Raw genomic sequence first — 10,030 nt, 5'->3', positions numbered from 1 at the left:
TACGCAAACAGCGACTCGCCGGAGGACCCGGCCGGATCTGCGTCCGCATCCGCTTCCACTTCCGCATCCGCATCCACCTTCACGTTTTCCCTGCTCAGCGCGTTTGTCAGTGCCTCATGTCACGATGCGTAGCGACATGACACCTGCGAGCAGAGGACGTTCGACCCGTGAATGACATCCCATCAGCAGACGCTCTGCGCACGGCGTTCCGGTACGCCGACCCGGAGACCGGCACCGCGCTGGCCCTGCGTCTGCGGTCACAGGTGCTGTCCCATTTGCCCGGTCGGTACGGCGTCCCGGAGCGGGCGCTGCAGCAGTTGCTCGGTCCGGACGGGGCGGCGCTGCGGGAGGCCTTGTGCGAGCGGGATCCCAGGAAAGGCGCGTACGGCACCGCCCTGCGCCGGCGGGCCGCCGCGCTGGGCGACCCGGAGACCGGCAAGCGGCTCTACGAGAACGCCGGTTATTACGGCGAGGGGGCCTGGGAGCAGAACACCCAGAGCATCCTGACGGCCATCCTGGCCGCCGCCGATCCGGACGATCAGGACTGGTACGCCCAGAACGGTCTGGTGGACCTCCTGCTGAAGCGCCCGCCGTCCCGGGTCATGGAAGTGGCGCTGTGGGCCCCGTTCCCCGAGGTCGCGGCCCGGGCCCTGGTCACGCTGGCGCCGGACCTGCCACTGCTGGCCCTGCTCGATGTATGTATCGCCCTCTTCGACCGCGTGGGCGTCCCCGCGCTCACCGAACTGGCCGACGCCTTCGAGAAGTCCGAGCGCCCGGCGGCCGATGCGGCGCCGGATGCGGCGCATCGACGGAGCGCGCCCCGGGGAGACGAACAGGACACTTCACCCGGCCCGGCCCACCCCGGCCTGGTGGCGCTGTTGCGGCGGGCCGCCGCCGCTCCCGACCCGGTCGCCGTCCTCCGGGAGCACCGTCCGGACGGCGAGTGGTCCGATCCCGCCCAGGTGCGCGCGATCCTGTCGGTGCGGCGCGGGGGCCACACCGACGCCTCGCTCACCGAGGTCGCTCTCGACTGGGGGCTCGTACGGCGCGAGCACGCCCGCAGGCCGTTCTCCGGCCCGGCACTCGCCACCCTGACCTCTTGGCCGGAATGCCCGGAGGATCTGGTCCGGGAGAGCTTCCTGGCCTCCCCTCGCGCCACCGCCGCCCGCGCGGCCCGGCTGCCCTTCGCATTCTTCGTCGGGCCCGAGGCCAAAGAGGAGCGGTTCGACTTCGCCGACGCCGTCGCTCGCGCGGTGCGCACGGGCGCGGTGCCGGTGGACCGGCTGCTGTCCGAGGCCGCCCCCGCCGGCCGGGTCCTGGCGGCGCTCCCGTACGACCACGAGCCCACCCGCAAGGCCGTCGGCGACCTCCTCGCGCCCCTGGGCACGGACCCGGTCAACTGGCTGACGTTCTACTCCCGGCTGGCCCGCGCCGAAGGGTCGGCCACCGCACTGATCGCCGAGGTCGCCGCCCCGGCCGGCCGTGGCAAGCGCAACACGACGTGGCCCCGCCCACTACCTGCCTCCTTCCCGGCTACCGCGCCCGAAGCCTCCCGCGCCACCTTCCTCTCACTCTTCCAGTGCGCGACGGAGGAAGCCCAGATCTCCGTGGTCCCGCACTTCGACGAACGCGCCGTCCAGCACCTCCTGGTGTACGGCTCCCCTTCGGACGCCGTACGGGCCGCGGTGGTGGCCGCCCACGGCGTGACGGCCCACGCCGTCCACGCCACCACCGGCGCGCTCCCCGCCCACGAGATCGAGGCACTGCTGGACCTCGACGAGCCCGCCGTGGACGCCAACCTCTTCTTCTACTGCGGCATCTCCCAGCACGAGCGCGTCCGGATGCTCGACGGCCGGCTGCGGGGCGGGGGCACCCGCACGGTCCCCGGTGAGCTGCTGCGCGTCCTGGAAGAGGCCAACCTCGGCCACTACCGCCGCTGGCTCACCGCCGGACTGGCTTCCGGGGACCTGGGGGTGGCCCGCGTCCTCGTCAACCGGCTCAGGTTCCACACCCCGGCAGGACGGCTGCGCCTGCTGGTCACCGTGTGGGAACGCGGCGGCCCGGAGGCCGTCCGGACGCTCCTCGACCACAGCCGGCACCGGCTTCCGGTCACCTTGCAGCGCCTGACCAAAAAGGCCCTCGACGCCCCGGACGGCCTGGCACACCTCAAGGAGCACCTGGCCGCCGCGGAAGACCCCGCCAAACTGCTCGCGTACCTGTGCAAGGAAAACTGGAACGCCGACGAGAAACTGCACAAGCTGACCGGTGACGGGGTGCCGCTCCCCTGGCCCGCCCTGCTGACGGCACACGCCGAGGGAACCCTCCCCGACAGACTCGTCCCGGAACTCGCCTCCCTCCCGGACTGCCCGCGCGACCTGCTGCTCCGTCTGCTCCAGCGCCTCGACCCCAACGACCGGAGCGGACGCGACAAGTACCCCGACTGGCTGCGCTCCGCCCTGCGCCACGGCACACTGAGCCCCACCGACCTCCTGCACCACGCCCGCCCCGCCGAATGGGCGCTCTCCGTCCTGCTCCGGACCCAGGAGGGCGACTGGGTAAGCCCCGCGGACTGGGCCCCGGCACGCGCGGAGACCGACGCACTGATCCGGGAGCACCTGGGAAACAACGTCGAAGCCTGGGCGATCGCCCTCCAGCTCCTGCCAACCTTCACCGGTTCCCTGGCCGAACTGATATCGACGGTCGGCGCGGTGGCCCACTGGGAGGCGTAACTCCCCCGCCCACTGGGAGGCGCGCCCCTCACGCCTCCCCCGACAGCTCCACCAGCACCTTGACAACTGCACAGAGCGCATACGGGGCGCACAGGGCCCCTACCGGGGCGTCCCGGCAACGGACCGGGCCCAATCCCGTGGCGGGGCCACCCCACGGGACCCGGGACCGACCCCGCCACCGAACCACAACAACCCGTTCAAAGTTTTCCGGGCGGCCCACATGACGTTCGTACCCGCCATGGGCCGACCCGTAGGTCTTTCCCACCCCCCACAAGGGGCGGACGGCGGACGCGCAACCGACGGAAGGGGACGTCCCGGGGTGCCCCCGCAGCGGACTGGGGCGCGGCGGCCGGTGACCTACATCGCGTCGGGGAGGCGCAACTGCCGCGAGGAGGTACCCCGGGGCGGCCCCGACCCCGGAAACAACGAAGCGTCCGGCCCCACAAACCCCCTCCCGCCGAAGGCGAAACACCCCCACCCCGCCGAAGGCGGCAAACCCAGCACAGCCGCACCCCACGGCTCACACAAGCGGGGCAGAGATCACCCCCACCGCCCCGTCCGCCCCAACAGCAACGCCACCGCAGCCGTACCAGCAGTCGAGGTACGCAACACACTGGACCCCAGCCGATACGGCTTGGCCCCCGCCCCGGCGAACAGATCCAACTCCTCGGGCGAAACGCCCCCTTCAGGCCCGACCACCAGCACGATGTCCCCCTCCTCCGGCAGCGGCGCGCTCGCCAGCGGCGCGCTGCCCTCCTCGTGCAGGACGGCGGCGAACGCCGCTCCCTCCAGCAGACGGGCCACCTGCTTGCCGGTCACCGCCTCGGCGACCTCGGGGAAGGTCAGGCGGCGGGACTGCTTGCCCGCCTCACGCGCGGTGTTGCGCCACTTCGTGAGCGACTTGGCGGCCCGCTCGCCCTTCCACTGCGTGACGCAGCGTGCGGCCTGCCACGGCACGATGGCGTCCACGCCGGTCTCCGTCATGGTCTCCACGGCCAGCTCGCCGCGGTCGCCCTTGGGCAGCGCCTGGACGACGGTGATCCGCGGCCGGGCCGGTTCCTCGGTCCGTACGTCCGTCACCGCGACGTCCAGCCGGTCCTTGCCCTCCACGGCCGCGATGGTGCCGAAGGCGCCGGTGCCCGCGCCGTCCGTCAGCACGATCTCCTCGCCCGGCCGCAGCCTCCGTACGGACACGGCGTGCCGGCCCTCCGGCCCGTCCAGCGTCACGGTGTCCCCGGGCCGTACGCCCGTCAGCGAGTCCGTCACGAAAACCGGCGCGGTCATGACGCGCTCCCTTCGGTACCGCCGGACAACGCCGTCCGCGCGCTCTGCAATTCGGCCATCAGCACGTCCACCAGTCGGGCCGCGGGCAGTTCACGCGCCATCCGGTGTCCTTGTCCGGCCCACAGCGCCATGCCCTGGGCGTCGCCCGCCGCCGCGGCGGCCTTGCGCAGGCCGGAGGTGAGGTGATGGACGGCGGGGTAGGCGGCCGGGGCGTGGTGGCCGTGTTCCTTGATGAAGCGGTTGACCAGGCCGCGGGCCGGGCGGCCGGAGAAGGCGCGGGTCAGTTCGGTGTGGGTGAACAGGGGGCTGGTGAGCGCCTGCTTGTGCAGGGGGTGGGCGCCGGATTCCGGGGTGGCCAGGAACGCCGTACCGAGCTGCGCCATCGACGCGCCCGCCGCCAGCACGGCGGCGATCTGCGAGCCCCGCATCAGTCCCCCGGCCGCGATGAGAGGGACCCGGACGGCCTCGCGCACCTGCCCGAGCAACGCGAGCAGTCCCAACCCGGCGCCCGTGCCGTCCGCTTGCGGATCGTCCCGGTGGGTGCCCTGGTGGCCACCGGCCTCCACACCCTGGACGCAGACGGCGTCCGCACCGGCCGCCTCGGCGGCCTGCGCCTCCGCCACGGTGGTGGCCGTCACGACCGTGTACGTCCCGACCTCGGCGAGCGCGTCGAACACGGCACGAGACGGGCAGCCGAAGTGAAAGGAGACGACCGGCACCGGATCCTCGCGCAGCACGGCGAGTTTGGCCTCGTAACCGTCGTCGGCACCGCCGTACGGGTCCACCGCAGCCGACGGGCTCCCGTAGGAGACCCCATCCAGCGGGCTCCCGTAGGAGACCTCACCCAGCGGGCTCCCGTACGAGGCCGACTCGCCCGCCAACCGCTCGCGGTAGGCCTCGACGGCGGCGCGGTCGACGAGCGGCGGCTGGGGCATGAAGAGGTTCACACCGAAGGGCCGGTCGGTCGTCATCCCGCGAAGCCGCTTGATCTCCTCATGCATGCCGTCGGCGGTCTTGTAACCGGCGGCGAGGAAGCCAAGCCCACCGGCCTCTCCGACGGCCGCGACCAGCTCGGGACGAGCCGCACCGCCCGCCATGGGAGCCTGCACGATCGGGTGACGACAGAGATCGGTCAGCGCGGTGGACATGACTTCATCGTGTCACGCCCCAGACCACGCACCGAAACGACCCCGAGCTCTCCCCGGCGTGCCGCAGACCGGCACCCGGCGACCCACCCGTCCCGGCCCCACGGCCACGCAGACCCACGGACCCAAGAACGCGGACCCACGGCCACGCGGCCACGCGGCCCCACGAACACGCAGACCCACGGCTCCACGAACACGCAAAGCGAGCCCAACGCCACCGCCGCCCACGACCCCGCGCACACCCCACGGAAAAGCGGCCGGACCCCGTCTCCACGGGCCCCGGCCGCCACGCCGAAGGACGGTAGCGCCTACCGCCCGTTGAACGCGTCCTTGAGCCGCGAGAACAGCCCCTGCTGCCCCGGCTGGAACTGCCCCATGGGCCGCTCCTCGCCGCGCAGCTTGGCCAGCCGCCGCAGCAGTTCCTCCTGCTCGGTGTCGAGCTTGGTGGGCGTCTGGACCTCGACGTGCACGATGAGGTCGCCGCGCCCGCCGCCCCGCAGGTGCGTGACGCCGCGCTGGTGCAGCGGGATCGACTGGCCGGACTGGGTGCCGGGCCGGACATCGACCTCTTCGGTGCCGTCCAGCGTCTCCAGCGGGCACTTCGTGCCCAGGGCCGCGGCGGTCATGGGGATGGTGACCGTGCAGTGCAGGTCGTCGCCGCGCCGCTGGAAGACCGGGTGCGGCAGTTCGTGGATCTCCACGTACAGGTCGCCGGCCGGGCCGCCACCGGGGCCGACCTCGCCCTCGCCGGCGAGCTGGATGCGGGTGCCGTTGTCGACACCGGCCGGGATCTTGACGGTCAGCGTCCGGTGGGCCCGGACCCGTCCGTCGCCGGCGCACTCCGGGCACGGGGTCGGCACGATCGTGCCGAAGCCCTGGCACTGCGGGCAGGGACGGGAGGTCATGACCTGGCCCAGGAAGGACCGGGTGACCTGCGAGACCTCACCCCGACCGCGACACATGTCACAGGTCTGGGCCGAGGTGCCGGGGGCCGCGCCCTCGCCGCTGCACGTGGTGCAGACGACGGCGGTGTCGACCTGGATCTCCTTGGTCGTGCCGAAGGCGGCCTCGTCCAGCTCGACGTCGAGCCGGATCATGGCGTCCTGCCCGCGCCGGGTGCGCGAGCGCGGTCCGCGCTGCGAGGCCTGGCCGAAGAAGGCGTCCATGATGTCGGAGAAGTTGCCGAAGCCGGCGCCGAAGCCGCCCGCGCCCGCTCCGCCCGACTGGGACAGCGGGTCGCCACCGAGGTCGTAGACCTGCTTCTTCTGCGGGTCCGACAGCACCTCGTAAGCGGCGTTGATCTCCTTGAACCGCTCTTGGGTCTTCGGGTCGGGGTTCACATCCGGGTGCAGCTCGCGCGCCAGCCGCCGGAAGGCTTTCTTGATCTCGTCCTGCGAAGCATCGCGCCGTACGCCCAGGACCGCGTAATAGTCCGTGGCCACTTACGACTCCGCCAGGATCTGTCCGACGTAACGTGCCACTGCGCGTACCGCTCCCATCGTTCCGGGGTAGTCCATGCGGGTCGGTCCGACCACGCCGAGTTTGGCGACGGCCTCGTCGCCCGAACCGTAGCCGACCGCGACGACCGATGTGGACGTCAGACCCTCGTGGGCGTTCTCGTGCCCGATTCGTACGGTCATGCCGGAGTCTTTGGCCTCTCCCAGCAGTTTGAGCAGGACGACCTGCTCTTCCAGGGCTTCCAGCACCGGCCGGATGGTCCGGGGGAAATCATGCCCGAAGCGGGTCAGATTGGCGGTACCGCCGATCATCAACCGCTCCTCGGTCTCCTCCGCGAGCGTCTCCAGCAGCACCGACAGGACGGTGGCGACCGTGCCCCGGTCCTCCTGCTCGAAGGACTCGGGCAGGTCCTGCACGAGCTGCGGGACGTCCGTGAACCGGCGGCCCACGACACGGCTGTTCAGCCGCGCGCGCAGGTCCGCCAGAGACGTTTCGCCGAACGGCGCCGGGCAGTCCAGCAGCCGCTGCTCGACCCGCCCGGTGTCCGTGATCAGTACGAGCATCAGCCGGGCCGGAGCCAGCGCCAGCAGCTCCACGTGCCGCACCGTGGAGCGGGTCAGCGACGGATACTGCACCACCGCGACCTGCCGGGTCAGCTGCGCCAGCAGCCGGACCGTGCGCCCCACCACGTCGTCCAGGTCGACGGCGCCGTCCAGGAAGTTCTGGATGGCCCGCCGCTCCGGCGAGGACAGGGGCTTGACGCCCGCCAGTTTGTCGACGAAGAGGCGGTAGCCCTTGTCGGTGGGGATGCGCCCCGCGCTCGTGTGGGGCTGGGCGATGAAGCCCTCCTCTTCGAGCACCGCCATGTCGTTGCGGACCGTGGCCGGGGAGACACCGAGCTTGTGCCGCTCGGTGAGCGCCTTGGACCCGACCGGCTCCTCGGTCCCGACGTAGTCCTGGACGATGGCGCGCAACACTTCGAGCCTGCGTTCACTGAGCATCGCGCGCACCTCCAGTCCGGCCGTCATTCTGGTCTTTCTCGCCTGGCACTCACAGCGGCCGAGTGCCAGACCCTGTGCCAGTGTACGGCCGGGTCACACGGGCAGGGCAAGGGCCGTCATCACGAACGTCCTCCCGGCCGAGCGGCGGCACCGCCGGACCGGCGGGCAACGCTACCGCGATACGGCTAGCGTCTCGGTATGCGCGGGACTTGGGAAGAGGCGGGATGGGAACGGCTCGGGGCAGGGGTCGCACGGCGGCGCCTGCCCGGCTGGGACGCCACCGTCGGTGTCGTGGCGGGGTCGTCGGGGGTGCTGATCGTGGACACCGGTGCCGACTTGAGGGAGGGCGCCGCCCTGCGCCGGAGCATCCGCGGCGTGCTCGGGCGCGACGTGACGCACGTCGCGCTCACCCACCCCCATTTCGACCACGTACTGGGCACCGCGGCGTTCGCGGGCGTCCGGGTCTACGGCGTGGCCGGTATGGACGTCCTGCTCGCTCGGCAGAAGGACGAGATGCGCGAGGACGCGGTACGCCACGGAGCCGATCCGGACGCGGCGGCCGAGGCCGCCGACCTGCTCGTCCGCCCCCGCCACCCGGTCCGCGGCGAGACGACGCTCGACCTCGGGGACCGGCGGGTCGTGCTGGCCGCCGTCGGCCCCGCCCACACGGCCCACGACCTGGCGGTGCTGGTCCCGGGGGAAGCGGGCGAGCCGCCGATCGTCTTCTGCGGCGATCTGGTCGAGGAGTCCGGCGAACCGCAGGCCGGGCCGGACGCGGTCCCCGCCCAGTGGCCCGCCGCGCTGGACCGTCTGCTGGCCCTCGGAGGGGAGGACGCGGTGTACGTCCCGGGGCACGGCGCCGTGGTGGACGCACGGTTCGTCCGGGAACAGCGCGCCGAGCTGGCCCGCCGCTTCGGCGTGTCGCGTTCCTGACCAGGGGTTCCCTCCCTATCGTCGGTCGGATGCGCAGCAGACAGTACGGTCCCGATCTGACTCCGCCCTGGAAGCGGCAGCGGCCCGCCCCCGAGGTCCCGGCCGATCCCGATCTCGTGGTCGAGGAGGTCGGCACCGGCTTCTGCGGCGCGGTGATCCGCTGCGAGAAGACGGCCCAGGGGCCGACGGTCACCCTGGAGGACCGCTTCGGCAAGCGGCGCGTCTTCCCCATGGAGCCGCGCGGCTTCCTCCTGGAGGGCCAGGTGGTCACCCTCGTCCGCCCCCAGGAGCGCCCCGTCCCGAGCGGTCCGGCCCGTACGGCCTCCGGCTCCCTGGCGGTCCCCGGGGCGCGCGCCCGGGTCGCGCGCGCCGGGCGCATCTACGTGGAGGGCCGACACGACGCCGAGCTGGTGGAGCGGGTGTGGGGCGACGATCTGCGCATAGAAGGCGTCGTCGTGGAGTACCTGGAGGGCGTCGACGACCTGCCCGCCCTCGTCCGCGCCTTCTCCCCCGGCCCCGGCGCCCGGCTCGGCGTCCTGGTCGACCACCTCGTCCCCGGCTCCAAGGAGTCCCGGATCGCGGCCGAGGTCACGGGCGAGGACGTCCTCGTCGTCGGCCACCCGTACATCGACATCTGGGAGGCCGTGAAGCCGTCCTCCGTCGGCATCCCCGCCTGGCCGTCGGTCCCGCGCGGCCAGGACTGGAAGACGGGCGTCTGCCGCGCCCTGGGCTGGCCCGAGAACACCGGCGCCGCCTGGCAGCACATCCTCTCCCGCGTCCACTCCTACCGGGACCTGGAACCGGCGCTGCTGGGACGGGTGGAGGAGCTGATCGACTTCGTGACGGGGGCGGGGGCGGATTAGCGGGCGGTCAGTGGGAGGGGAGGGTCTGGAAGTCGTCGGTCCGCAGAAGAACGCCGAGGTCGTCGAGCGGGACCGAGTCCCCGAACTTGAACACGCGTCGCGACACGTAGTCGGCTTCCTCCCCGGCACCCGCGGGCTCGGTCAGGAGCGTGGAGCACGCCGTGAAGGGGTCGACGATCAGATAGGTGGGAATGCCCCCGGCGGCGTAGATCGAGCGCTTGATCCGGTAATCGCGGTCGGCGCTGTTCTTGGACACGACTTCGAGGACCAGAGTCACAGCCGGGGCGGGCACGAAATGCCCCGCGCCTTCGTATGCCCCGCTTTCCACCACCACGAGATCCGGCTGCGGGCGGCTCGCTTCCCCCGGAATGGCGATGTCCTGGGTCGTCACCGGATTCCAGCGTTCCTCGGGAAAGATCTGCCGCTGAATGGTCAGCACGATCATGTTGTGGACCCAGCTGGGCCCCGCCATCATCACGATGTCCCCCCGCAGAAGTTCACACTTGTACCCCTCGGGAACCTGAAGGTCCTCGAAGTACTCAGTGATCGACTCAGTGATCGGCCGGTCGTCCACAGCGGTCATCTCCGTGGCCTCCATATCCCGCCGCTTGCAATTG

Annotated in this window: 8 protein-coding genes; 3 read left to right on the top strand and 5 right to left on the bottom strand. The window is 72.0% G+C overall.

Going from position 1 to position 10,030, the window contains the following annotated elements; genetic code table 11:
- Nucleotides 1-167 precede the first annotated feature (167 nt).
- Nucleotides 168-2,729 carry a hypothetical protein gene (locus ABZX96_RS12400; protein ID WP_355542134.1) on the top strand — a complete coding sequence of 854 codons (2,562 nt, stop codon included), beginning with the start codon at nt 168-170 and terminating at the stop codon, nt 2,727-2,729.
- A gap of 540 nt (nt 2,730-3,269) precedes the next feature.
- Here the strand turns inward: ABZX96_RS12400 and ABZX96_RS12395 are convergent.
- The 4 genes from ABZX96_RS12395 to hrcA form a co-directional block, all read right to left on the bottom strand.
- Nucleotides 3,270-4,013 (bottom strand): 16S rRNA (uracil(1498)-N(3))-methyltransferase, encoded by a 744-nt coding sequence (locus ABZX96_RS12395; protein WP_355542131.1) that lies wholly within the window; start codon nt 4,011-4,013, stop codon nt 3,270-3,272.
- A complete protein-coding gene (locus ABZX96_RS12390) occupies nt 4,010-5,161 on the bottom strand; it encodes a nitronate monooxygenase (protein ID WP_355542128.1) in 1,152 nt (383 codons plus the stop codon). The genes ABZX96_RS12395 and ABZX96_RS12390 overlap by 4 nt, the downstream gene beginning before the upstream one ends.
- A gap of 305 nt (nt 5,162-5,466) precedes the next feature.
- The gene (dnaJ, locus tag ABZX96_RS12385) at nt 5,467-6,600 is read right to left on the bottom strand and encodes a molecular chaperone DnaJ (RefSeq protein ID WP_355542125.1); all 1,134 of its coding nucleotides are present in this window, start codon (nt 6,598-6,600) and stop codon (nt 5,467-5,469) included.
- A complete protein-coding gene (hrcA, locus tag ABZX96_RS12380; RefSeq protein ID WP_355542163.1) occupies nt 6,601-7,617 on the bottom strand; it encodes a heat-inducible transcriptional repressor HrcA in 1,017 nt (338 codons plus the stop codon).
- A 198-nt stretch (nt 7,618-7,815) separates the two neighbouring features.
- Between hrcA and ABZX96_RS12375 the strand changes: the two genes are divergently transcribed.
- Together ABZX96_RS12375 and ABZX96_RS12370 are read left to right on the top strand one after the other, a co-directional pair.
- Nucleotides 7,816-8,550, top strand: coding sequence for an MBL fold metallo-hydrolase (locus ABZX96_RS12375; protein ID WP_355542123.1), 735 nt, complete (start codon nt 7,816-7,818; stop codon nt 8,548-8,550).
- A gap of 29 nt (nt 8,551-8,579) precedes the next feature.
- Complete coding sequence (locus tag ABZX96_RS12370) at nt 8,580-9,413, top strand: DUF3097 domain-containing protein (RefSeq protein WP_355542121.1); 834 nt, start codon at nt 8,580-8,582, stop codon at nt 9,411-9,413.
- 7 nt (nt 9,414-9,420) lie between these two features.
- Here the strand turns inward: ABZX96_RS12370 and ABZX96_RS12365 are convergent, their stop codons facing one another.
- Nucleotides 9,421-9,996, bottom strand: coding sequence for a Uma2 family endonuclease (locus ABZX96_RS12365; protein WP_355542119.1), 576 nt, complete (start codon nt 9,994-9,996; stop codon nt 9,421-9,423).
- Nucleotides 9,997-10,030 lie beyond the last annotated feature (34 nt).

It is taken from the genome of Streptomyces sp. NPDC003077, from assembly GCF_040611095.1.
Lineage (GTDB): Bacteria > Actinomycetota > Actinomycetes > Streptomycetales > Streptomycetaceae > Streptomyces.
Note: the sequence above shows the minus strand (reverse complement) of the source record. Positions and strands in the feature narration are given on the sequence as shown.